General features: G+C 68.2%; 29 protein-coding genes. 19 read left to right on the top strand and 10 right to left on the bottom strand.

All coding sequences use genetic code 11. From position 1 onward, the window contains the following. Positions 1 to 6: 6 nt before the first annotated feature. The 3 genes from J5V16_RS22475 to J5V16_RS22485 form a co-directional block, all read right to left on the bottom strand. The gene (locus tag J5V16_RS22475; RefSeq protein ID WP_208499286.1) at positions 7 to 312 is read right to left on the bottom strand and encodes a hypothetical protein; all 306 of its coding nucleotides are present in this window, start codon (positions 310 to 312) and stop codon (positions 7 to 9) included. Next, on the bottom strand, positions 309 to 1,076 hold the full coding sequence (locus J5V16_RS22480) for a hypothetical protein (RefSeq protein WP_208499288.1): 768 nt from the start codon (positions 1,074 to 1,076) through the stop codon (positions 309 to 311). The genes J5V16_RS22475 and J5V16_RS22480 overlap by 4 nt, the downstream gene beginning before the upstream one ends. Positions 1,077 to 1,199: 123 nt before the next feature. After that, positions 1,200 to 2,021, bottom strand: coding sequence for a hypothetical protein (locus J5V16_RS22485; protein ID WP_208499290.1), 822 nt, complete (start codon positions 2,019 to 2,021; stop codon positions 1,200 to 1,202). 388 nt (positions 2,022 to 2,409) lie between these two features. Here J5V16_RS22485 and J5V16_RS22490 point away from each other — a divergent pair, with 388 nt between their 5' ends. From J5V16_RS22490 to J5V16_RS25850, 11 genes are all read left to right on the top strand, one after another. After that, a complete protein-coding gene (locus tag J5V16_RS22490) occupies positions 2,410 to 2,685 on the top strand; it encodes a hypothetical protein (RefSeq protein WP_208499292.1) in 276 nt (91 codons plus the stop codon). A 46-nt stretch (positions 2,686 to 2,731) separates the two neighbouring features. Beyond that, positions 2,732 to 3,121 (top strand): hypothetical protein, encoded by a 390-nt coding sequence (locus J5V16_RS22495; protein ID WP_208499294.1) that lies wholly within the window; start codon positions 2,732 to 2,734, stop codon positions 3,119 to 3,121. Further along, complete coding sequence (locus J5V16_RS25635; RefSeq protein ID WP_208499296.1) at positions 3,118 to 6,237, top strand: ATP-binding protein; 3,120 nt, start codon at positions 3,118 to 3,120, stop codon at positions 6,235 to 6,237. The genes J5V16_RS22495 and J5V16_RS25635 overlap by 4 nt, the downstream gene beginning before the upstream one ends. After that, positions 6,234 to 8,165 carry a hypothetical protein gene (locus J5V16_RS22505; protein WP_208499299.1) on the top strand — a complete coding sequence of 644 codons (1,932 nt, stop codon included), beginning with the start codon at positions 6,234 to 6,236 and terminating at the stop codon, positions 8,163 to 8,165. The genes J5V16_RS25635 and J5V16_RS22505 overlap by 4 nt, the downstream gene beginning before the upstream one ends. A gap of 3 nt (positions 8,166 to 8,168) precedes the next feature. Continuing rightward, entirely contained in the window at positions 8,169 to 8,708 is a 540-nt protein-coding gene (locus J5V16_RS22510) for a hypothetical protein (protein WP_208499301.1), read from the top strand. Next, positions 8,705 to 9,868 (top strand): M23 family metallopeptidase, encoded by a 1,164-nt coding sequence (locus tag J5V16_RS25250; protein ID WP_208499307.1) that lies wholly within the window; start codon positions 8,705 to 8,707, stop codon positions 9,866 to 9,868. The genes J5V16_RS22510 and J5V16_RS25250 overlap by 4 nt, the downstream gene beginning before the upstream one ends. A gap of 141 nt (positions 9,869 to 10,009) precedes the next feature. Next, a complete protein-coding gene (locus tag J5V16_RS22520; RefSeq protein ID WP_208499311.1) occupies positions 10,010 to 10,408 on the top strand; it encodes a YbaB/EbfC family nucleoid-associated protein in 399 nt (132 codons plus the stop codon). Between the two features lie 2 nt (positions 10,409 to 10,410). Then, on the top strand, positions 10,411 to 10,731 hold the full coding sequence (locus tag J5V16_RS22525) for a type VII secretion target (RefSeq protein WP_208499313.1): 321 nt from the start codon (positions 10,411 to 10,413) through the stop codon (positions 10,729 to 10,731). Positions 10,732 to 10,735: 4 nt separating this feature from the next. Continuing rightward, on the top strand, positions 10,736 to 11,437 hold the full coding sequence (locus tag J5V16_RS22530; RefSeq protein WP_208499315.1) for a WXG100 family type VII secretion target: 702 nt from the start codon (positions 10,736 to 10,738) through the stop codon (positions 11,435 to 11,437). Between the two features lie 6 nt (positions 11,438 to 11,443). After that, positions 11,444 to 12,043 carry a hypothetical protein gene (locus tag J5V16_RS22535; protein ID WP_208499317.1) on the top strand — a complete coding sequence of 200 codons (600 nt, stop codon included), beginning with the start codon at positions 11,444 to 11,446 and terminating at the stop codon, positions 12,041 to 12,043. A 7-nt stretch (positions 12,044 to 12,050) separates the two neighbouring features. Next, positions 12,051 to 12,419: a CPCC family cysteine-rich protein gene (locus J5V16_RS25850; protein ID WP_408612513.1), complete on the top strand. Its 369-nt coding sequence runs from the start codon at positions 12,051 to 12,053 to the stop codon at positions 12,417 to 12,419. Between the two features lie 87 nt (positions 12,420 to 12,506). Here the strand turns inward: J5V16_RS25850 and J5V16_RS22545 are convergent, their stop codons facing one another. The 4 genes from J5V16_RS22545 to J5V16_RS22560 all read right to left on the bottom strand — a co-directional run bounded on the left by J5V16_RS22545 (position 12,507) and on the right by J5V16_RS22560 (position 15,406). Further along, complete coding sequence (locus tag J5V16_RS22545; RefSeq protein ID WP_208499320.1) at positions 12,507 to 12,827, bottom strand: hypothetical protein; 321 nt, start codon at positions 12,825 to 12,827, stop codon at positions 12,507 to 12,509. Further along, on the bottom strand, positions 12,824 to 13,621 hold the full coding sequence (locus J5V16_RS22550) for a hypothetical protein (protein WP_208499322.1): 798 nt from the start codon (positions 13,619 to 13,621) through the stop codon (positions 12,824 to 12,826). Before J5V16_RS22550 ends, J5V16_RS22545 begins: the two co-directional genes overlap by 4 nt. A 330-nt stretch (positions 13,622 to 13,951) precedes the next feature. Next, positions 13,952 to 14,911, bottom strand: a complete 960-nt coding sequence (locus J5V16_RS22555) for a hypothetical protein (RefSeq protein ID WP_208499324.1) — start codon at positions 14,909 to 14,911, stop codon at positions 13,952 to 13,954. Positions 14,912 to 14,971: 60 nt separating this feature from the next. After that, positions 14,972 to 15,406: a hypothetical protein gene (locus J5V16_RS22560; protein WP_208499326.1), complete on the bottom strand. Its 435-nt coding sequence runs from the start codon at positions 15,404 to 15,406 to the stop codon at positions 14,972 to 14,974. 250 nt (positions 15,407 to 15,656) lie between these two features. Between J5V16_RS22560 and J5V16_RS22565 the strand changes: the two genes are divergently transcribed. Genes J5V16_RS22565 through J5V16_RS22575 form a run of 3 tightly spaced genes read left to right on the top strand, consistent with a single transcriptional unit; the run spans position 15,657 to position 17,576 of the window. Next, a complete protein-coding gene (locus J5V16_RS22565; RefSeq protein ID WP_208499328.1) occupies positions 15,657 to 15,950 on the top strand; it encodes a hypothetical protein in 294 nt (97 codons plus the stop codon). A 7-nt stretch (positions 15,951 to 15,957) separates the two neighbouring features. Continuing rightward, positions 15,958 to 16,986, top strand: a complete 1,029-nt coding sequence (locus J5V16_RS22570) for a GH-E family nuclease (RefSeq protein ID WP_208499330.1) — start codon at positions 15,958 to 15,960, stop codon at positions 16,984 to 16,986. Further along, positions 16,983 to 17,576 carry a suppressor of fused domain protein gene (locus J5V16_RS22575; RefSeq protein WP_208499332.1) on the top strand — a complete coding sequence of 198 codons (594 nt, stop codon included), beginning with the start codon at positions 16,983 to 16,985 and terminating at the stop codon, positions 17,574 to 17,576. Before J5V16_RS22570 ends, J5V16_RS22575 begins: the two co-directional genes overlap by 4 nt. Before the next feature lie 7 nt (positions 17,577 to 17,583). On the opposite strand, the gene J5V16_RS22580 is transcribed toward J5V16_RS22575, so the two are convergent. Further along, positions 17,584 to 17,964, bottom strand: a complete 381-nt coding sequence (locus J5V16_RS22580; protein WP_208499334.1) for a YbaB/EbfC family nucleoid-associated protein — start codon at positions 17,962 to 17,964, stop codon at positions 17,584 to 17,586. A 24-nt stretch (positions 17,965 to 17,988) separates the two neighbouring features. Next, a complete protein-coding gene (locus tag J5V16_RS22585) occupies positions 17,989 to 18,432 on the bottom strand; it encodes a hypothetical protein (protein WP_208499336.1) in 444 nt (147 codons plus the stop codon). A gap of 223 nt (positions 18,433 to 18,655) precedes the next feature. Here J5V16_RS22585 and J5V16_RS22590 point away from each other — a divergent pair, with 223 nt between their 5' ends. From J5V16_RS22590 to J5V16_RS22600, 3 genes are all read left to right on the top strand, one after another. Further along, the gene (locus J5V16_RS22590) at positions 18,656 to 18,889 is read left to right on the top strand and encodes a hypothetical protein (RefSeq protein WP_208499338.1); all 234 of its coding nucleotides are present in this window, start codon (positions 18,656 to 18,658) and stop codon (positions 18,887 to 18,889) included. 57 nt (positions 18,890 to 18,946) lie between these two features. Beyond that, a complete protein-coding gene (locus tag J5V16_RS22595) occupies positions 18,947 to 19,642 on the top strand; it encodes a GNAT family N-acetyltransferase (RefSeq protein WP_208499340.1) in 696 nt (231 codons plus the stop codon). Positions 19,643 to 19,800: 158 nt separating this feature from the next. Further along, on the top strand, positions 19,801 to 20,367 hold the full coding sequence (locus J5V16_RS22600) for a hypothetical protein (protein WP_208499342.1): 567 nt from the start codon (positions 19,801 to 19,803) through the stop codon (positions 20,365 to 20,367). Positions 20,368 to 20,410: 43 nt separating this feature from the next. On the opposite strand, the gene J5V16_RS22605 is transcribed toward J5V16_RS22600, so the two are convergent. Then, complete coding sequence (locus J5V16_RS22605; RefSeq protein WP_208499344.1) at positions 20,411 to 21,148, bottom strand: hypothetical protein; 738 nt, start codon at positions 21,146 to 21,148, stop codon at positions 20,411 to 20,413. 252 nt (positions 21,149 to 21,400) lie between these two features. On the opposite strand from J5V16_RS22605, the gene J5V16_RS22610 reads away from it, so the two are divergent. Together J5V16_RS22610 and J5V16_RS22615 are read left to right on the top strand one after the other, a co-directional pair. Next, positions 21,401 to 21,907, top strand: a complete 507-nt coding sequence (locus tag J5V16_RS22610) for a hypothetical protein (protein WP_208499346.1) — start codon at positions 21,401 to 21,403, stop codon at positions 21,905 to 21,907. Between the two features lie 35 nt (positions 21,908 to 21,942). Further along, complete coding sequence (locus J5V16_RS22615) at positions 21,943 to 22,455, top strand: hypothetical protein (RefSeq protein ID WP_208499348.1); 513 nt, start codon at positions 21,943 to 21,945, stop codon at positions 22,453 to 22,455. The last annotated feature ends 106 nt before the right edge of the window (positions 22,456 to 22,561 follow it).

Consider the following 22,561-nt stretch of genomic DNA (forward strand, 5'->3'; position numbering starts at 1 on the left):
CCGCTCCTATCCGTTCGCGCCGAACGCGGTGGCGCAGGCTTCGTCGGTGTCGTCCATATCCTGCGCGCACGCGTCAAGTGCGGCGTTGACCTCGCGGAAGCATTCGGCGGCTCCGGCCATGGAGTGGGTGGCGGTGGCGGTGGCGATGGAGTAGGCGGCGGCCATGGGGAGGGTGACGGTGGTGTAGAGGCCGCGGTCGATCTCGCTCATGACCTCCAGGTACTGGTCGGTGCTCTCCAGGATCGGCACGACGTTGGCCTCGATGTCGGCGCCGAGCTGCCGGACGAATTCGCTGTCGAAGACGCGGGTCATTGTCCTGCCTTTCGCTGGATGCTGTCGCTGAGCTGCTGGATGCGAGCGGCCATGTCGTTCGCGGTGCGGGCGGCGCGGTCGGCGGCGTTCGGGGCCTGCTCGGTCTTCTCGGCGAGGTCGGCGGGGAGGGCGCCGCGGGCGCGCTGTTCGGCGGTGCGGCGGAGGTCGTCGCGGGCGCGGGCGATGAGGTCGGTGAGGGCCTGGCCGAGGCCGTCGAGGCCGCGCTGGCGGGCGGCGGGGGCGATCCAGACGTGGGCGACGGCGCGTTCGGCGCTGGAGGTGACGGCGAGGTCGCCTTCGTCGCTGTGGACGGTGACGTCGAGGGTCTCGCGGTCGGGCTGGGCGCGGGCGGCCTGGGCGGCGCGCATGGTCTTGAGGACGCCGTCGAGGTGGCCGGCGAGGGCGCGGTCGTGCTCGGGGTCGCGGCTGAGGGTGGCCGGGCCGCCTGCCCCGCCGGGGCCGATGGCGCTGGCGACGCCGTCGATGCCGAGGCGGCCGCGCATCATGGCGGCGAAGGCCTCGTAACCGCCGGTGGCGGCGGCCTGCTGGAGTTCGCCGATGGCCTTGATGCCGTTGGCGACGGCCGCGTCGGCTTCGGCGCCGGGGCGGGGCATCCGGGCGGCGAGTTCGGTGACGAGGCGGGCGATGGTGCTGGGGGGCTGGCGGAACCCGGCGGCCGACACCGCGACGGTGATCTTGTCGCCGTCGAGGCGCAGTGTCACGTATTCGTCGATGTCGGTGAAAATCGGGCCGGGTTCGGTCACAGTGGCGGCTCACTTCGGTGGACGTCACCATGACAATACCGAACAAACTCGTGTCGGGCGCACCGCTGCGCGAGCCGTGAGCGGGACCGTTCTGCCAGCTCACCTGGGCGGGAACGACAAATCTCAGCGTTCGGCTTCGGCTTCGGTCCGGCCGCTGTCGCCGTTCTCCAAGGGCCAGACGGTGGCTTCGACGGAGCCGACGAGTTCGAGGGGGCCGACGAGGGAGGCGGTGCGGGCGACGGTGAAGTCGTCGAGGGCGAGGAGGCTGATGCCGCCGCGGGACTGGGCGACGGCGGCGTAGTAGGCGCCGGTGCCGCGGTCTTGGAAGACCCAGCCGGGGCGGGTGTCGGTGGGGATGGTCGGGACCTTGGAGCGGGGGAGGCTGCCGGTGGCGGCGGTGTCGGGCGCGTACGGCGAGCGCGGCTCCGAGTACTCCTGGTACTGCGGGTGGCGCGGTTCGGGCGCGGTGTGCGGGTAGTCCTGCGGCTCGGGTTCCATGGGGGTCTCCGTGTAGTCCGGCATCTGGTAGCGGGTCGGGTCGCCCGACACCGGGATCGGCGGCGGGTTCACCGGCTGGTCGGGCGCTGCGATGAGCGTCCGCATCTCTACTTTCCCCGCAACGTAGCTCACCAACCACAATCCGGCCGCGAGGGCCGCGAGGTCGACGCCGACGGCGAGGAGGACGCGCAGGTTCGCGTTGAGTCCGGTCCCGAACTGCGCCAGGGAGAACAGTGCGGCGGCGAGGGCGAAGACGACGAGTCCGGCGAGGGCGCCGGCCATGACGGCGGGGCGGCCGAGGCGCGGGACGGGGGCGGAGGGCCACTTCTCGGAGGCGCGGACGCCGCCGAGGGCGGCGGCGGCGAGGAGTGCTACGGCGAGACCGGCGACGGCGAAGGCGATCGCGGCGGCGGTCAGCCGCCCGGCGATGTCGTCGATGTAGTCCATGTTGGTCTCCGCGAGGTAGGTGCTCGGCCTGGTGGCCGGCGGTGTGGGCTGGATGGAGTTGTGTCGGGCGGTACCGGCTCGCCGGGCTCTATTGTGCGGTGCCGGATCGTCTCCGAGCGTAGGACACCGGTCTCCCCGAGTTTAGTGTCGGATTGCCGACACGGAGTGATCACGCCCATCGGATTGCCTTCGGGGGCTGAATCAGATTCACTGTCTCGTGGCAGCGCTTGCAGTCGCTCTTCGGCCCGACGAAGGTGCGTTCCGTCAGCACTGCGGCATATGATGAGGGCAGACCCCGCAATGGGTTGGGAGACAAGAAACATGAGTGAAGATTGCGTTACGTGAGACTGCAGTGACTCCTGTGACGAGAGGATGGGACTGAACGATGATGAGCGAGACACTCTGGACGGTAGCCGCGCACGCCCAGGCCGGCGCCGAGATCAACACGCAGGGGATCATCGGGTTCTTCCTGTCGAAGATCGCCCCGATCCTCCTGGCCATCCTGGGACTCATCTTCATCGCGCGCTCCAACAAGGGCGAGGTCAGCCGCGTGCTCACCTCCTCCACGATCGCGATCATCGGCATCGCCTTCATCGCTGGAGCCGTGGTCCTGGTGGCCGTCGGCAGCGGCCTGGTCGACATCCTCTTCAGCTCCGAGGACTAGCAAGCCCCCCAATCGCCCCTGAAGCAAGGCCGGACGGAGGACGCCCATGCGCTTGCGCACCGACGACGACATCTACCGTGCCCGCCTGCTGTACCTCGGCCCTCCCGGCTACACCCTCCCGGTCCACCTCCCGTACGGGCAGTACGGGGCGTTCGCCGCGCTCCTGGGACTGTTCATGTTCCTGCGCTGGGCCTTCACCGGCGACGTGGACCTCTTCCCCGCCATCGAGATCTCCCTCGCCCTCGTCGCCACCTCGCTGATCTTCCGCTACGTCGACGCCGACCGCCCCGCCACGACCGTCGTCCGCACGCTGCTCACCGACTGGAAGCACACGCGGGACGCCGGCGACGAGAAGCGGATACCGGCGTTCACGACCCGTTCGATCCGCCTGCGGCCCACACTCGTGGAGCCAGTCCGAACTGAGGAGCGCCTATGAGCGGCGAGGATCGCCGACAGCCCGTCGCCAAGTTCTCCGCCCCCCGGCCGCCCGCGCCGGTGCGCGACCGGGAACGGCCCTCAGGCGACCTCGGCGACGACGCCACCGCGCTGGCCGACGCCGTCTTCAAGGCGGAGCCGGTCAAGGCGCACCGCTCGGCGACCCCGCCCGCCCCGAGCCCCACTCAGCCGAGCCCGACGGCCACGCCGTCCCCAGTGGACCCGCTGCGACACGCTTCGCCACCTGCGTCGATGACACCCCCGGCGACTGGTCGTCCACAGGGTTATCCCCAGGGTTATCCACAGAATCCGCAGAGTTATCCACAGGGATATCAACAGCGTTACCCACAGGCTCCCACCAGCGGAAATCCACAGGGTTATCCACAGCGCAACGGCAGTTATCCACAACCGGGACAGAGTTATCCACAGGCTGTTGACCAGCGGCGCGGGAATGTTTCCACAGGTCGTACAGCAGCTGAACAAAAGGGTGCACAACGGGTGCCCGGCCAGGACCTCGTCCCGGTCAAGCAGGCCCGCGCCGAGGCCGCGCTCCTCGACACCGCCGACCCGAAGCCGACCCGCGTCAAGCCGCTGCCGGCCTCCAAGGAGAAGCAGCCGCTCCGCGAACTGAGCCTCACCGAGATCGCCGGGCACGCCACGTTCACGCCCGCCTCGGTCACCGCCTGGTACAAGCTGCCCGGCGTGCGCTGGTCCTTCCGGCCCGACCTCGAGCGCGAAGCCCTCATCGTCGCCATCGCCGAGCAGTTCGCCGGCCTCGCGGGCATGCGCGTCCATCTGCGCCGCACCACCCGGCCGTTCCCGGCCGACCAGTGGGCCCGCACCGTCGACCAGTACACGGCCCGCCCGCTGCGCACCGTCCCCGGCGGCACCAGCTGGGCCGACCACCTCGTGGCCGCCCAGCGCCACCTGCAGCAGCTCTCGCACGCCGAGGGCGAGACGTTCCTCGGCATCACCTTCAGCCGCCGCGGCGCCATGGACCAGCTCGGCGAGAAGGTCGGCCGCATGTTCGGCCGCGGCACCAAGCTCTCCGAGCGCGAGAAGATCGAGAAGCGCAGCCTCCAGTTCGACGAGGTCCTCGGCTCCTTCGGCGTGCGCGCCCGCCGCGCCACCACCGCCGAGCTCGAATGGCTCGTCTACCGCTCGGTCGCCCTCGGCATGTCCCCACCGCGCCTGCTCTCGGGATCGAACGGCGAGTGGGAGTCCGGCGACGTCCTGGCCCTCACCGAGTCGATCGAGCGCTACCGCAGCCCCTACGGCTCCACAGTGAAGCTCGTCAACCGCCTCACCGGCGAGGAGAAGCACACCGCGGTCCTCACCGTCGGCCGCATGGAAGAGCTCGAGATCCCGCAGCGCCACGAGCCGTGGCTGCACTTCCACGAGCGTTGCCCCTGGCCCGTCGAGCTCTCCAGCCGCATCGACATCCTCGGCCCCGGCGAGGCCTTCCGCGACCTCGACCACCGCCTGCGCCTCATCCGCAGCCAGCAGCGCGACTACGACGAGCACTCGATGGACGCCCCGCCGGAGCTCCAGCGCCTCGCCGAACGCGCCCTCGGCGTCGGCGACGAGATGACCACCGGCCTCCCGATCGACGCCGCCCGCGCCCACGGCTGGCACCGCCTCGCCGTCACCGCGGACACGAAAGAGGAGTGCCTGGAGCGCGCCCGCACGCTCATGCAGATGTACCAGCGGGACATGCGCATCAGCCTCCAGCACCCCAAGAACCAGGACTGGCTGGCCCGCGAGTTCATCCCGGGCGAACCGGTCGCGCAGACCGGCTACGTCCGCCGCATGCCGGTCAAGCTCTTCGCCGCGGCCCTGCCGCAGGCGGCCTCCACCGTCGGCGACCAGCGCGGCGACCTCATCGGCCGCACCGCGGGCACCTGCCGCCGCCCCGTCTTCCTCGACATGCACTTCGCCACCGAGGTCCGCGAGAAGTCCGGCCTCTCGGTCTTCGTCGCCGAACCCGGCGGCGGCAAGTCCACGCTCATGGGCGCGATCGGCTACCTGGCGGCCCGCCGCGGCGTCCAGGTCACGCTGCTCGACCCCTCGGGCCCGCTCGCGCGCCTGTGCGAGATGCCCGAGCTCAAGCCGTTCTCGCGGGTACTCAACCTCACCGGCTCGGAGTACGGGACGCTCGCGCCCTACGCGCTCATCCCGTCCCCGCGGCGCGAGCACTTCGACGACTCCCCTGACGGCCAGCGCGAGTACGACATCGCGATCTCCAACGCCCGCAGCGAAAGGCGCATGCTCGTGCAGGACATCTGCGCGATGCTCCTGCCGCCGCAGATCCAGCGCGAGGCGAGCACGGCCCGCCTCCTGCGCCACGCGGCCCGGCACGTGCCGGCCGAAGAGGACTCGACGATCGAGGACATCGTCGAGTCCCTGCAGGACGCCGAGGACCACGCCACCGGCGACGGCGCCGAACTCGCCGCGCTCCTGCTCGACACCGCGGAGATGCCGCTCGCGAAGCTGTTCTTCGGCAGCCCCGACAAGGGCGTGCTCGAGGACGACACCGCGCTCACCGTCATCACCATGTCCGGCCTGCGCCTGCCCGACCTCGGCATCGAGCGCGAGTACTGGAGCGCTGAAGAGGCCCTGGCCCTGCCGATGCTCCACACCGCGCACCGCCTGGCCGTGCGCCGCGCCTACGGCGGCGACATGCACCGCCGCAAGCTCGTCGGCCTCGACGAGGCGCACTTCATGGAGGGCTGGAAGTCCGGCCGCTCGTTCCTGGTCCGCCTCGCCCGCGACTCCCGCAAGTGGAACCTCGCGGCCCTCGTGGCCTCCCAGAACCCGAAGGACATCCTCGGCCTCGACGTCCAGAACCTCGTCTCCACGGTCTTCGTCGGCCGCATCGCCGAGGACCGCGAGGTGGCCGAGGAAGCGCTGAAGCTACTCCGCGTGCCCACGGGTGTCGGCTATGAGAGCGTCCTCGCTTCGCTCTCCGAAGTGGACGCTGCCGAGACGCAGAAACTCCCCTACCGCGAGTTCGTGATGCGCGATGTGGACGGCCGCGTCCAGCGCATCCGGGCCGACTTCAGCTGGGTCCGCAACCTGCTCGACTACCTGAACACCACGCCTGGGGAGGCGAAGTGACCGACCCCTCCGCCGATCACGACCTTGCTCCTCCTACTTCCACCCACCGACGATCCGGCCTCGCCACACGCGTGGCCGGCCGCCTCGGCCGGGTCCTGCTCGCCCTGACGGCGGCCTCCGGCGCCCTGGTCTTCACACCGGGAATCGCGGGGGCGCAGGGCGACGCGGAGGGGTGCACGGACTACGAATGGCACACGGCGTGGTCGCAGTGCGTCGATGAACTGCCTGCCGGCCAGGAACTCCAGTGCGAGGCCGCGCCCCAACCGGCCTCCCCGGACTCGGGCATGGCGGGCTGGTTCGCCGACCCGAGCAACCTCGACAAGAGCGAGGGCATCGGCACGTACAGCCGCTACGGCTACGCGGGATACCAACTCCCGATGTACGGCTCCCAGGAGATGGCCATCGGCGGCGGCTGCGTCGACGCCGTCTCCATCCCCAACGGCGCCGACACCGCGAACGCCCTCGCGAACATGGAGTTCAACCTGTCGGTCGCCACGGTCGGCGCCGCGAACTCGATGCGCCAGGCCGCTTGGGAGCCCGACAACATGTGGGGCTGGTCCAACGAGTTCATGGAGCGCGGCACCGAGATCCTGTACCGCCAGATCTTCACCGTCTTCGGCGCGGTCACGGTCGGCCTCATCGGTCTCTACCTGCTCTGGCGCTCAAGGCAAGCCGACATGAACAACGCGGTCACGACCGTGGCCTGGGCCGTCCTCATCCTCGTCCTGGTGACCGCCGTCGTGCGCTGGCCGGTCAAGGCCGCCGAGTACACCGACCAGGCACTGACCATCGGCATGAATCTGAGCACGGTCCTCATCAACGACGACCAGGTCGAGGGCTGCATCCGCGAAGACGGCATGGACCAGGACCGCTACGACGAGCTCAAAGAGCTCAACGGCGAGAACTTCTGCATCGACACCCGCACAGCCGCCGTTGTCGCCTCCGACACCGTCTCCGGCCAGGTGCTCTACCAGAACTGGCTGCGAACCATGCTCGGCCAGAGCGAAGAGGTCACCTTCCAGGAACGCGACGGCGAGGTCGTCGAGGACGCCGAGGGCAACCCGGTCGTCACCGAATCCAACGCCGCCTACAAGTACGGCCCCGCGCTCTTCGCCGCTCAAGCCTTCTCCTGGCAGGAAGACGCCGAGGCCGAAGACCCGGGCACTCGCAACGACCTCATCGAGGAGAAGCAGGAACTCTGGAGGAACCTGGTCGCGCAGATACAGACCGAGGACCCCGAGGCCTACGCCAACATCAGCGGCCAGCGCGCCTGGGAGCGCACCGGCACCGGCTTCCTCGCCCTCCTGACCGCAATCTTCTTCTCGCTCTTCGACTTGACCGCGTCGATCCTGATCATCCTGGGCTTCATGATCGTGCGCTTCGCGATCGTGGCCCTGCCGATCATCGGCACTATCGCGCTGCTGCGCCCGGCAGGCGGTCCGTTCAAGCGCCTGGTCAACACGGTGCTCGGCGCGATCATCAACGTCGCGATCTTCTCGCTGGCCGCAGTCATCTACATCTGGGCCTCAAGTCGCATCCTCGGCACCACTATGCCCGTCTGGCTGCAAGTCGTTCTCATTGGACTCCTGGGCATCGCCGCATGGCTGCTCCTACGACCAGGCAGACGCATCGCCGGACTCGTCGCCGGCGGCGGCGTCGCCGACTCCCTCCTCGGCAGGCGCACCACCGAGGCCGATCGGGAAGCCGACCGCGAACGCCAGCGCATCGCCCAGCGCCGCGACGACGTGCGCCCCGAAGAGGTGCCCGACACGGTCCGCACCTCGCGCAGCACCAACGACACCCTGCCAGAGCAGAAGACGGCCGCCGACCAACCGGTCGGCGCCAGCGGCCCCAGCGGGACGGGCACGTCCGGCGGTGGCGGCGGCTCCGGTGGTGGAGAGGTCTACCGGCCTTCGAGAAAAGAGTGACCGTTGAACCGAGCCCTCCGGATCATCTTCTCCCGCTACGGGATCGTCGTCATCATCCTGATTTTGGTGCTCGGGGTGATCGCGCTTGCGTCGCAACGCCAGCAGACGCCGCTCGACGGTGGCAACACGGCCAATGGAGGCTCGAGCTCGGAAGCGAGCTCTGAGGCGTTCACCGAGGACGACGGCCTCGCGACCGAGAACTGCGAAGGCGACGACTGCTACCCCGAAGAAGAGCTGCCGCAGGAGGCGGTCGACCGCTCGGTCGAGTTCGCCGAGGTCTGGCTCAACCCGAACGGCTACAGCGCAGACGGCTGGTACGACACACTCGTCCCGTTCCTCACCGACGATCAGGCCGAGCTGATGCAGGGCGTCGACCCGATCTCGGTGCCCGCAACGGAGATCACCGGGGAACCGGTGCCCGAGGGCTTGAAGGTCGGCATCCCGATGGACACGGGCACGCTGACGCTCACCATGACTGAAGGCTCCAACAACTCGACCGAGCTGGACTGGCTCGTGTCGGCGATCGACTGGGAGCAGTCATGACAGGCATCGGCGACGACACCACCGCGAAGGAACGCGCCGCGGAACCCTTGGCCCCCAAGGTCCCCAAGAAGCTCCGGCCCTGGCTGTGGACCATCACGGTCCTCAGCGTGTGCTGCCTCGGCGCGGTCGTCTCGATCGTTCAGCTGCTGTCCGACCAGTCGAACGGAGAGGACGGCACTGTCACGCTGGCCGGCTGCGGCACGAACTCGACAGTGGACCCGAACGCCGAATTTCCCGCGATCGCCCCGTACACCTCCGAAGAGATCAAGAACGCCGCGATCATCATCTCGGTCGGGCAGGATCTCGAGATCCCGGCCCGCGGCTGGATCATCGCGGTGGCGACGGCGATGCAGGAGTCGAGCCTGACCAACCACGGCCACCTCGGCGACCAGAACGACCACGACTCCCTCGGCCTGTTCCAGCAACGCCCCTCATCCGGCTGGGGCACACCCGAGCAGATCCAGGACCCCGTCTACGCCTCGACGAAGTTCTACGACAAGCTCGTGACCATCGACAACTGGGAGACACTGCCGCTTACCGTTGCAGCCCAGAAGGTCCAGACTTCCGCGTTCCCCAACGCGTACGCCAAGCACGAACCCAAGGCCACCGAAATCGTCAACACCCTGACCGGTGGGGGCGGCCGTGTGGCGGCGGTCGACACGCAGCTCGGCAACTGCAACCCTTCCGGCGAGCTTTCCGCCTCGGGCTGGATCATCCCTGCCAAGGGGCCGATCAACTCCGGATTCCGGACCGCGCAGCGCCCGACACACAACGGCGTCGACATCGGTGCCCCGCGCGGCGCCCCCATCGTCGCGGCGGCGGCGGGCACCGTGATCACCTCCGAATGCAACGCGAGTCTCTACGGTGCGCCCTACTCCTGCAACCAGGACGGGTCGCCTGAGGTGGCCGGGTGCGGCTGGTACGTCAACATCGTGCACGCCGGCGACTACCTGACCCGTTACTGCCACATGACATCCGCACCGCTGGTGAAGGAGGGCGATGTGGTCCAGGCCGGTCAGCTCCTCGGGTACGTGGGCTCTTCGGGCCGCTCGAGCGGCCCGCACCTCCACTACGAAACCCACCTGAACGCCGACCGCAGCCCCGCCGGCGCGGTCGACCCGGTCGACTTCATGAACCAGATGGGCGCGCCGCTCGGGTAATCAGCTCACCGGAACCACGCAGGCCGCACAAGCCGCAGATCCCAGTTTGCGGCGTACACAACGGTTTGCGTGAAGTCGATAGACTCTCGTGTCGTGAGCGGCACACAACCCCTTGTGCTGCTTGAGCACAGAGGAGTTGCGATGGTCGGAGCGATACCCGGACCTGAGGAGTCGAAGGAGCGCCTAGCGGCGTGGAAAGGCAAGATCGACCAGCTCGCCGCCGACACGCAGGCAATGAGCGATCGGATGCAGGAACTTCGGGTGACCGTCTCGGACCCGAACTACATGGTCACCGTGACCGTCGATTCGACGGGCAACCTGCTCGACCTCCAGCTCACCGAGCGCAGCAGGCGCGTCGAGCTGCAGCATGTCTCCCAGACGATCATGCAGACGATCCGGACGGCCAAGGCGCAGGTGGCTGAGCAGGCCAAGGAGATCATCGAATCCACCCTCGGCGAGGATTCTGCGGCAGGCCGCGCCATCGCGGAGCGGGTTCGCAACCAGCTCATGCCTCCGGTTGAGCCCGAGGAGCGGTGGTAGCCATGGGAAACGGATTCACGGTCGATCCTGAGGAATTGCGCGCGCATGCGGGACACCTTGAGGAGTTGAAGGGCCGATTCGACGCGGTCATGAACGCCAGCACCCACATCGAGCAGGACGACGAGGCCTACGGCACCCTGTGCGGCTGGATCTCCGGCATTCTCGAGCAGCGCCACCAGGACCATTCCCGGATCACTGCGTATCTGGCGGAGAACTTCACGATCGCAGCCGAGTCGCTTCGCGCCTGCGCGGACGACTACGAGACGAGCGATACCGAGTCGCAAGGGGCTTTCTCCGAGCTCGAAGGTCGGATGGGGGTGTAGGTCGATGTCGGACAATTCGTTGATCGCCCCGGTCCAGTCGGATCGGAAGGGGTATGAGGGCGCGGGTCTGGTCGAGGGCTACTTCGACATGGTCGCCGCTTTCAAGTCGGATGGCTGGGTGGACGACGCCCTGGGTGTGAGCGGGTTCGCGCTCGAAGTGGTCGGCTCAGTGATCGACCCTTTCAGCGCCCTGTTCGCCAATGGCATCGGTTGGGCGATGGAGTACTTCGAGCCCCTTCGAGAGATGCTCGAAGAGCTCACGGGCAAAGCCGATGTGGTGATGTCGCACGCGCAGACCTGGACGAACATGTCCAGCGAGCTGAAGTCGATCGCCGATGACCTGCAGGCGTTCATGGCCTCGGACATGCCGAGCTGGAGCGGCGCCGCCGCCGACGCCTATCAAGCATTGATGGTGCACAACGTGAACGCCGCCAACGCTATGAGCGCCACCGCCGAGGCCCTCGCCGCCGCAACCGAGGGGGCGGGCGGACTGGTGCAGGTCACCTATGAGCTGGTGCGCGACCTGATCGCAGAACTGGTCGCACATGTCATTGTGTGGGCCATCGAGGCGATCTTCGTGGTCACGATTCCGGTGATTGCGGCCCAGATCATTGCGGCAGTTGTGAAGTGGGCCGGAATTATCCTGGGATACGGCATGGCCTTGGTGCAGAGCCTCCAGAACCTAAAAGCGCTGCTGGGACTGTGAGGAACCATGCGACAAGCTCTCAAAATCCTCCTGCTCCTCGGGATCGGCTTCATCCTCGCTAAAGACAAGGATGGCGGCGGAATCACCCCCGGCGATGGCAATAACACCATCGATCCCAACACCGGCAAGCCGAAGACCGACGAGCAGCGGAAGCAGGACTCGACCTACAAGGGCACCAACGCCCAAGAAGACTTTGACGGTGTCATTAAAGCAGGTGACCAGGAAAGCCAAGACGGCCGAGAGGAAGGCTCGAACGGCGGCGGAAACGATCAACCGGGCACCGACAGCCCGAACCTGGAGCCCAGTTACCCCGATCAGTGGGCCAGTGACGCAAACCTGCGAAGCCACTGGGAGGATCACCGCAACGACCACAACGCCGACTGGGAATCCGAGGCCGAGTATCGGGAGGCAGCGATCGACTTGATGAGCACCGACGGAGGCAGGCGACCAGGTGTCAAGATCAAGACTGATGGCGACACCTCGTACTTCTTCGATCCAGCCACAGGTGAATTCGGTAGATCCGGGCCGCGAGGGATTATTACCTACTACATTCCGAGCCCTGATCCTCAGGCTCATTTCGATCGCCAACCGGGAACGGAGGTCTAGCATGACCATGGGAAATCGGTTCCCTTGCCCTTGCTGCGGGCACGTCGTGCACGAATCTGTTGGATCTTCAATGATTTGCCCCATCTGTCGCTGGGAAGACGATGTGACGCAACTTCGTTGGCCCGCTTATGAAGGCGGTGCGAACAGGACCAGCTTGCTGCAGGCTCAGGACAACTACCAACGCTTCGGTGCCTCGAATCCTGACGCCGCTGCGCGGGCGCGCAAGCCACGCGAGAATGAGCCCCTGGAGCCCGGCTTCAGATTCGCAGATCCCGCGATCGATGATTTTGAGTCGCCGGACGAGACCGGCAGTCCCTGGCCGAGCGACCGCTCCGTCTTTTACTGGTGGCGCCCCACCTTCTGGCGTAGGCGTTGACAGGCTCGAGGCCGTGAGGTCCTCTAACATCGATAGGATCGGCGCATCGCCCCACCGCGGTGCGCCGACCTGTCTCTGGTGCTCCGCTTAAGCCTCGCAGCCTCGGGTGATCGATGCCCAGATCGATACGGCCTCGGCGACAATGTTCTGAGCGTGCTGCTCAGCCCACTCGACTTCCATCGGGGCGCAGACCCGCAAGCCGGGCTCGGCAGTGCCGAGCCGGATCACCGAACCTAGGGCCTCGGTCCTTCGCTCCCATGCGCGGGCCATCGTGATCCGAAAGCGCGCTTGGGAAGGGATCGCCTGGAAGTACAGACGGCGGCCGCCGATCACCGCCGTGAAGTGGAGACCGTCGAGTTCATCGCCGGCGTCCGAGTGCGTTGTCTCGCAGACGAGTTCGAGGCTCACAGGGCCATCGTCTCGCGGAAGGCCTGGCGCTCGTCGAAATGTCGCTCCCAATGGCTGAGGTACGGGCTGATCGGGTTGGTCCGGTGCAGCCCTTGCAACGGCGTGCCCGACAGGAGACCCCGCGGCGGCACCTGGCCCCCTTGCACGACGGTGCGGAGGGGAACGGTCGGTCCTTCGATGGGTTCGGCTTCCTCCGGTGTGTGGATGCCGAGCGCCCGGAAGAGCAAGGCGCGCAGGGTCAGCCAGAAGTGCACCCAGCGGTCGGCGAAGGTGGTCGTGGCGACCAGGTGGGCGTGGTGCAGCTCTTGCGATCCGGCCAGGAACCGAGCCCATGCGTCCTCGCGGAGCTTGCCGAAGTCGTAGCGGTCTTCGTTGTCGTCCGCCCAGAAGCGACGTCGAGGCCGCTCAGGCGGTTCAGGCGGCTCGATCCCGGTGCGCCCGGGCGACGGGCGGCGTCCTTCGGCCCCTTCGGGAGTCTGGCCGGGTGACGGTCGGTTGGCGCGTTCGCTTCGGGGCTCGACCGGCTCGCGGGACGGGTCGGGCAGTTCGCCTCGGCGGTGTCGGCCAGTGCGGGTGTCGGGGCGCCAATCCGGGGAGCCGAACGGGCCGGGGTCCTTGGGATCGTGCGGGCGATCGCGGTCGATGATCCACGTGTCGCCGGGCCGGTGCCGCAAATGCGGCGGTTCGTAGCGCGGGGATCGCGGGTCGGATTCGGGCAGCGTCGGGTCGGAGGCGTCGGGGTCGTACCGGCACGCGCCGGGCGAATCCGACTCGACGGAAGCGGCGTAAACCACCTGCTCAAGGTAGGCGGGAACGCCCGGTCGGCGGTTCTGAATCGCCCCGGAATGGCTGTTTGCGGGCAGCCCGAAATCGAGTATGGTCGTAGTTGCCAAGGGAGCTTGCTCCTCTGGTGTTTGGGGCCGCCCGGTGGAACATGATTGGTAGTCGGTGCCACCGGGCGGCTGCTGAATCTGCCTTATTCAGTTGGGCGCAAGCCATCGCACAGACGGATCAACCGTCAGTGCACAGGCGCGCTGAGCAAATGGTGAGCGAGCAACGCTCGATTGTCAACCACCAGTGTCGGCGTGTCGTGAAGTCTCGAATGGACTTTCCCAGTGACACATTTAAATCAAGCCATCTCCGCCCGTGAGCGACGCAACGCAGTTGCCCTGCACCCCAATGACAAAGGCGTAAGACTCCTGGTCGAGATCGCCCGTCAGAGAGACCTCGACACTAAAGGCCGTGACCGAGGTCTCTGTGGACTCGGCCTGTTCGATGCCGTTAAGGAAGGCTGTTGTCGCACCCCATTCGGTGATTGCCAGGTCAAGTTCTTCGGGCGTTGGGCCTGTGTAGCTTGAACATTGAAGAGCAGCAGCGGTTTGGGGGTTGCGCTCCACGACAATTGCGCGTAGGAAGTCCGTTGCCAAGTCCTGAGGGTCGACCACCTCGCCAGTTCCATTAGTTGAACTGGGCTCCTCGTCTTGGAGGCGGACTGCGTTTGAAACGCAGTAGGTATCACCGGACTTCTGAACAGTCACAACGAATTCCTCATGGCGCTGCGAGCTCTGGTAGATGTACGAGACCGTCGCCGCGACCGTGGCGCCATCGACGCCCGCAACCGGGTCGCCCGTTTCAAGGTCAACATCAGTGATGCCGCCGAGCTCGTCGGCGTAGGTCTGGCGGAGGTCGTCCAAGTCGCTCGGTGATACCTCAGGCGAAGCGCCATCGCAAATGGTGGCCTCGGACCGGTCGAGTTCCTGATTCGATCCGTACCGCAGATATCGCCAAGCGGCGTTCTTCTCACTCGAAGCGGCCTCGTCCCGCGGGTCCTGGTTCTCGGGGTTGCCGCTCGCGGCGAAGGTGGGGGCAACCCATCCACCCAGGGCAAGGGCGAGCGCCCAGGCTGCGGCCATGACGCCGACGCGGCCCCATTTCCTCGGGGGGTCTGCGAACTCGTTGTTCTCGGGCTCGTTGACCGCGACGACGCGGTACTGCTTGCCGTCCGCGGTGCTGAACTTGGTCCCGCCGCCGCTGCGGCGCGGACGACGAGTGGTGCGAACGACACGCCGGAACAACCTACCCATGGCCTAACCCTATTGGACCGGACCCACCGACCTCAACCAGAAGCTCGACCCGTAACCCCGCTAGTTCCGCGGACTTCCTTCGGGTGCCCTCCATCCGCGGGCCGTCTGGACCAGGACTGAGACGGCAATAGTCGCGATCGAGGGAAGCGCCCAGAGAACCCCGACCATGGTCACTGGCATGGTCCCTTGGGCGGCAAGGATGCCGAGCCAGACGAACGGTGCCCCCGCGATCACGACCGGCGCAAGCCGGAGGTACCAGCGGCGGCTGCGCCCGAAGATTGCCAGTGGAATGCCCACGACCAGCCCGTAGGCGATCGCGGAGACGAGCCAAGCGAGCGGCCAGAAGAGCGGGCCGCCCGGGTCGTTCGCGGCGATTGCGACCGCGACGAAGGTCGCGATGACGACGGTCCCGAACACCACGGGCCACACCACGAGGCACGCGATCAGATGGAACCAGAGCACCCACCGCGGTCCGCGGCTGCTGATGGGTCGCAAGGGCGGGAGCGGAGTCGGGTGGAGCTGCATGGGCGACCTTCGTCGGGAGGGAACCAGGGAACATCAAACTTGAACATGTTCAACTCATGATTGCGAGCCTAGCACGTTATTGAACTTGTTCAACTATGGCGCTCCCCGCAGCTCTGACGGGTGCATCCGTGTCCGCCACGGTTTGCCACAACTCGGTACGATCAGACACGAAGCGTGATCGCGTATTGGGAGCGAGGGCCAGATGTCGAACGGTTTCGCCGTGGTGCCAACCGATATCACCGCTGCCGCGAGTCAGGTGAAGACGCTCGGGTCGAATGCGGACGCGTCCCGGCCGGTGAGTACCGCCGGGCAGCAGGCCGCCTCCGCGAACTCCGGGTACATGACCTCGATCGCGATCAAGAACTTCACCGACTGCTTCGAGGAGGTCGGGGCCGCGCTCGAGAAGCGGCTGACGAACCATGCCGAAGCCCTCGACGAGTGCGCGGAGTCATACGACGCCACCGACAGCGAGGTCGCGAACCCCTTCAACAGCTACCTCCGCGACCTCAGATAGGAGCGCGATGCCCACCTTCCCCCAGGCGCTCAGCTCGAAACCGGGCGAGTTCGGCGATTTCGGCGGCGCGGTCAACACCGCCGGCAGCGCGGTCAAGCAGACGTCCTCCGGGTACAAGCGGGCCGCGAAGAGCGTCGAGAAGTCGTGGACCGGCGATGCCTCGGACCAGTTCCAGCAGGCCGCTCGCAACGCGGCCAACGCCATGTCGCAGGTGCAGACGCAGCTGGAGACGACCGAGCAGGCCGCGAAGGCCGGCGGCCAGATGATGAACGTGACTCAGAAGGCGCTCGAGACCACCAAGAAGACCACGGAGTCGACCGGATTCCGGGTGCTGCCCGCACCGATGGTGATGCTGGGGCAGGTCCATTACCAGCAGGCGCAGGCCGTTGCACCGTACGGCTCCGCGGCCGTCATCGCTGGGTACACCATCACCGCAGGCATCATCACCGGTCAGCTGGTCACGCTTACGACCACGTTGACCATGCAGGATGTGGGGACCGCCGCGACGATCAACGCCACGGGGCTCGCGATGCGGATGCTCGGGGTCGCGCTCGACGGCGGCAACAAGGCGCTCCTGCCCGCCACGAAGGTCACCCAGGATCGCTATGTGCGGCCCGGATTCCGAAGCGACACGGTGAAAGACGCTTGGAAGAAGAGCAAGACGGACACCGGGGCGCGCCAGGACGCGGCCGGCTTCCCCAGGGACGGCATGACCTACGACCCGCACGACGACGACTTCAGCCGCGGTCCGCTCGAGAGCCGCGACGCCGACGTCGGGCACCCGCCGGGCTGGGAGTTCAGGGACCAGTATTCGGCGGCCCGGCTCTGGGGCGTGAGCCGACGCGATTTCCGCGACGATTACAACCACCCGGACTTCATCATGGAAGGGGCGACGGAGAATCGGAGCCACAAGTACGAGTCGACCAGCGATGAGCTGAGCGAGTGGATCCCGTACCACTTCGACAAGTACGGTGACCCGCCGCCGCCGTCGGTGCCGAACGTCGACTACAGCAAGCTGAACCTGGGGAACGCATGAGCGTCAAGCCGAGTGCCGATCTGGCCGCTGTCGCCGACGCGATCGTCGGGGCGTTCGGGGGGTTCGCGCCGCACGCGTCGGAGACGCACGTCAGCGAGTCCGGCCCGCATCAGGTCAAGGTGCTGTCGTTCGCTGACCAGCCGGAGGCCGGCGCGGTGTCGTACGCGACGCTCGGGCTGTGCGCGGCCCCGCTGCGGGTGCCGGGCCGCGAGGGTGGGCCGCGGCTGGGCGTGGAGCTGCTGGGGGTGTGCCATGCGCTGTTCCCGGAGTTCAAGTACGCGTTGTCGACGGCTGCTTTCGGCGTGCTCGGCGGTGGCGCGATGTTCCCGGGTCAGATCGTGACGGACGCGTTCGCGATGTACTACCCGGGGATGGCGATGGAGCATCTGCTGTTCATCGACCCGATCTCGTGGGCAGGCCGCCCGCAGCCGATCGAGCTGCCGGGGCGGGCGTACGTGTGGCTGCAGGCGGTGCCGATCGCCGAGTCGGAACGGCGGTTCGCGGGCGAGCAGGGGCCTGAGGCGCTGATCGATGCGCTCTCGAGGGCTGACGCGAACGTTACTGATCCGCGCCGGTCTCCGGTGCTCTGAGCGCGGCTTATTCCAGTTGCGGGGGTTGGGGAAGCAACGGGGCCGCGATCTCATCGCGCCGATCGTTGGCCTGCTTCTGAGCGTCGCGAAAGGCCGCCGTGATCTCTTCCGCCGCGATTTCACGGTCGACGCGCCGCCACAGTTCGTTGTATTGGAAGCGGATGTCGACGGGTTTGCGGTCGATGCCGACCGTGACCCACACGAGGCCTTGCGGGGACCGGCCCGTGAAGTACTCGTCGGCGTGCTCGGCGTAGACGTTCTCGATCTCCGCGAAGTCGGCGATGGCCTGGTCGGCCAGCGCCTGCTGCTCCTGCATTTGCCGGTTCCAGTTACGCTCGCGGATCTCGCGCAGTTCCTGCGCGGTCGCGGGGAAGTCCTGTGCGTCCATGGTCGTCTCCGTCGGTCGGCGGCGCTAGGGGCGGTGCAGCTGTTCGGAAGCGCGGATCAATGCCGCTTCCGCGGCGGCGAACGCCTCCGCGACGGCGTAGGCGAGGGCGGTGCCGTCGTAGCGGAGGGCCGCGTCCAGGAATTCGATGCCCTTGACGGTGGCCTGCGAGTCAAGCGTGACCGCGACGAGGCCGAGATCATCGACGCTCCGGTAGGAGGCCGTTTGGAAGGCCTGCAGCGCCTCCCACTGTTCGAGGCCCTGGGTCCGCTGGGCGATGGCCTGGGCCTCGGTGGGGGTGGACTTCAACTGGGCCAGCGCATCCGAGACGTCCATGCCTTCGGCGGCCATACCTCGGAGCAGACCGAGCGTCGCGTCCACGCGGTCGTCGAGGCCGGTGTAGTCGAAGGCGGCCAAGTCGGCGACGAGTTCGCTCATGGCCTGGGCGGGATCGTCGGGCGGTGTCGGCATCGCGGTCCTCCTCGAGATCGTCCACGTGGAGAGGGGTCGGCATCGATCCTAACGTCCGCCTGCCGACCAGCAAGGGACGGCGATCGCGAGGACCGCGGGAGGGGTTGCGGCGTTTTAGGGTGGGGTATGGGCGTCCCCTCGGGTTCTGAGCGGGCGGGGGCGGAGTTCGCGGCGCAGACGGCGCGGACGCGCGGAGCAGTCTCGACCGGGCGATGCTGTGCCTGTGGGGGCCGCGGTCTCGGCGTTGAGCGTGTGCGCCGCGATCAGCATCTGGCAGGCGGCGGGCCTGTGGACGCCCCTGTGGTGGATCGGGGTGACGGCCGGTGTGGCGCTGTGGGCGGTCGTCTACGTGGCCCGCCCGTGGGTCTCCTACTACGGGCTCCGGGCGACCGCGCGGCGCGTCGTCAGGGGACCGGCGACACTGGTGCGGCGGCTGCGGCGGGGATCGCGGTCTTAGCGCGTGAGCTGCGGTTTCTTGGGATACTGAGCTCATCAGCCGAGGTGGGGGCGCGCGATGAAATACCGGATCATGGAGCAGACGCGGCCCGGCGGGCTGCTCGGGCAGGTGTACCGGGAGGTGCTGATCCCGGCGTTCCCGGCGAACGAGCTGGAGAGCGAGACGGGCATCGCCAGGACCCTTGAAGCGGGGCTCGGGAGCCTGCTCGTCGCGGTCGACGACGCGGGCAGGCCGGCCGGGGCGGCGTTCGGGCGCTGGTCGCCGGCGTCGCAGGTGCAGATGCTGACGTACCTGGCGGTGGACCCGGCGACGCGCGGGCACGGGCTCGGCGGGCGGCTGCTGGGGGACGCGCTCGAGACGTGGCGGGAGCGGTACGACCCGTGCCTGGTCGTGGCCGAGATCGAGTCGCCGGACGCCCCGGCCGTGCACGAGGCGTACGGGGACCCGCGGCGGCGGCTCGCGTTCTACGAGGCCGCGGGGGCGCGCGTGCTCGACCTCCCGTACTTCCAGCCGGGCATCGGCGGGCCGCACCTACGGGTCATGGGGATGCTGCTGCTCGTGCTGCACGCCGACCCGTCGTTCACGCAGAACCGACCGGACCGATTGGCGGGCAAGGCGTTGCGCACGTTCATGGAGGAGTACATCGAGTCCTCGGAGGGCCGCAAGCCGGCCGACTGGGACACGCAGGCACTGCTGAAGGCGATCGACCAGGACGGCGGCATCCCCATGGCCCGCAAGGACCCCGGCCGCTAGCCGCACCGCGCCGGTGGGGGTTTCCCAGTATGTACCGGTGCACTAGAGTCGCTCCCAGTGCGCCAAGCCACACCCCGCCAGCGAAGACGAACTGGAATGATCGAGCGACCCGCCACCGCCCCCGCCCGCGCCGCTGATGCGGCCCTTGGAGTGCGGCCGTGACCGCGGCGTGCCTCACGGCGGCGCTCACGGCGCTGATCTCGGCGTTCTTCCCGGTGACACCGGTCGAGCCCTACCTGGTGGCGCTGGCCGCCGCGACCGAGTACAGCCCGATCGCCCTCGGCGTCGCGGCCGCGGTCGGGCAGACCATCGGCAAGACGACGCTGTTCCTCGGCGTGCGCGGGGCGCTGCATTCGGCGCGGCTGCAGGGGTGGGTCGAAGCGGTCGAGCGGCGGCGCGAGGCGCGCCGATGCGCCAGGACCGCAACCGAACCCGAGCCCGCGCCCTCCGGCTCGACGGCGGTGCGGGAGCGGCTGCGCGCACCGCTGGCGGCGCTGATCGCGCTCGGCCGCAAGCTCTTGCGCCTCCTCGACCGCCCGTCGCTCGCGGCGCCGATCCTCCTGCTCAGCGCCACAACCGGTCTGCCGCCGCTCATGGCGACGAGCATCTGCGCGGCCGGGACGCGCATCAATTTGCCCCTGTTCGTGGCCGCGTGCCTGGTCGGCCGCTCGATCCGCTTCATCGCGATCGCCTATGCGCCGCAACTGGTCCTGGGTTTGGGTTGAAGCGCCGCAATGCGAACCTGGACTGGGCCTGTCGCACTCGCGGTCAAGTGTGGCGGTCCTCCAGGTAGCGCATGAGGTTCGCGGCGGACTGCTGGAGCTTCCGGTCGCCGTCGATGACGTCGCGGAGGTCGTCGGGCGCGCAGGGGCGGCGGTCGGCGAGGCGGGCGATGTCGAGGAAGTGGGGGGCGATCGCGGTGCGGCGGTAGGCGGCCAGCTTGTGGTGGCCGTCGATGAGGAACGCGGCGCAGTCCTGCTCGTCGCCGGGCGGCTCGGAGCGGAGGATGACCGAGAGCGGGCGGGCGCCCTCCTCGATCTCCTCGACGTAGCCGTTGAGGGTCGCCTCGTCGCGGGGAGGCCACGCGTCGGTGGGGATGACGGCGGTGCCCTCGGTGCCGATCGGCTCGTACGGGTACCACCAGGCGGTTCCGTTCTCCCCGAACGGTTCGATGTGGACGTTCGCGTCGCGCCAGATCCGGACCCCGTAGTGGCCGGGCTGCAGCAGCCCGAGGATGGGGCGGGCGAGTTCGACCGGGTCGGTGTCGCCGGCGGGGTGGCGGAGGCGTTCGCGGAGGTCGCGCAGGGAGTGCCGGAACGCGGCGTCGCGCGTGCGGATCGCGAACCGGTCGATGGACCCGGAGCCGGTATAGCCTTCGACGATGAGCGGTCTCCAGCCGACGCGGAGCGCGCTCGCCCCGTCGTGGCCGCCGACGGAGAGGGTGCCGTCCCCGTCGCGCACCTCGAGCACCCGGTACCCCAGTGATTCGGCCAATCGCGTGATCATCTGATCCTCCGTCCAACTCTCGACCGCCGCGGCGTTCGCACTGCGCCGCCCCGTCCCGGCGAACCCGTCATATCGGGCGGCGCCGGACGCCCGTCCAGCCTAGTACCCCGTTGCGACGACCGCGAACATCGCCGCGGTGAGCTGCGCGTTCGCGCACGCGCGCATAGTGGTCGTGAATATGGGGTACCCCGATTCGCCCGCAAAGCAACTAGAATGGGCCGCACAACCCCTCATTGCCCCTGGAGGGCAGCCATGACGGTCCCGCCGCCGCACCCCAACCCGTACCTGCCGCCCGGCCACCCCTACGGGCCGCCTCGACCGCCGCGCATGCCCGGTCTCACGACGACCGCCGTCGTGCTCCTGTGGGTGATGGTCGCCATCAGCACCTTCAGTGCGCTCCTGACGCTCCCGATGGTCGTGTCCGAGTCGCCGATGCTCGACATGCTGCCCCCGGACGCGGCGCTCCTGATGTCGATCGGCGCGGTCCAGGGCGTCGCGTGGGCGGGCCTGCGCGCCTGCATCGCCGTCAAGATCGTCCAGCGCAGCAGTACGGCCCGGTCGGCGGCGTTCATCGCCGAAGGGGTGGGCATGGCCTGCCAGCTGGTGCTCGCGGTGCTGCTGTTCAACACCGTGATGCCTGCGGCGCCCCCGGAGGGCATGAGCGTCCGCTACAACTTCGACTGCACGGGGCTCGTGCTGCCGATCCTCGTCATCTGCTTCCTCTCGACCGCCCGGTCGCGCTGGTGGTGCGACCGCTGATACCCCTGAATACCGCTTCACGTTAGGAGTACGCCATGAGCTACCCCCCTCCTCCTCCCGCTCCCCCTCCCGGCCCGCCGCTCGGCGCCGCCCCTGAGTCGATGCCCGGTTCCACGAAGGGCGCCGTGGTGCTCCTGTGGATCCTGTTCGGCCTCGGCATCTGCGGCAGCGGCGCCCTGGCCGCCGGCTACTTCGCGCTCACGAGCCTCGAGGAGCAGGGCGACGTCGTGATCCCGTCGTCGTACCTGCCGTACCTGGTCATCGCGATCGTCCAGGCCGTGGTCTGGACGGTGCTGCGCGCGGTCTTCGCCGTGAAGATCGCCCGCCGCAGCGCGGGCGCCCGCAAGGGCGCCATCATCTTCGAGATCGTCAACGTGGGCCTGTCGCTCCTGGCGTGGCTCTTCGCCCCGGAAATCGAGTACACCGCCGGGGAGCCGGCGGGCGGCACGGCAGGCGGCTTGATCGGCGCGGTCCTCGGCATCGCCATTGCCGCCGTCATCATCGGCCTGCTGTCCACTGCGGACTCCAAGCGGTGGTGCAACGAGTAGTGCGACCGGGCGCGGCCGCCGGACGGGATGCCGTCCGGCGGCCGCGCCGCGTTTATCGCGGTGGCCGGGGGGCGGGCCGGTGCGCTGGGTGAGTCGGAAATGGAGG

The sequence above is a fragment of the Glycomyces niveus genome, assembly GCF_017592475.1.
GTDB classification, from domain to species: Bacteria; Actinomycetota; Actinomycetes; order Mycobacteriales; family Micromonosporaceae; genus Glycomyces; species Glycomyces niveus.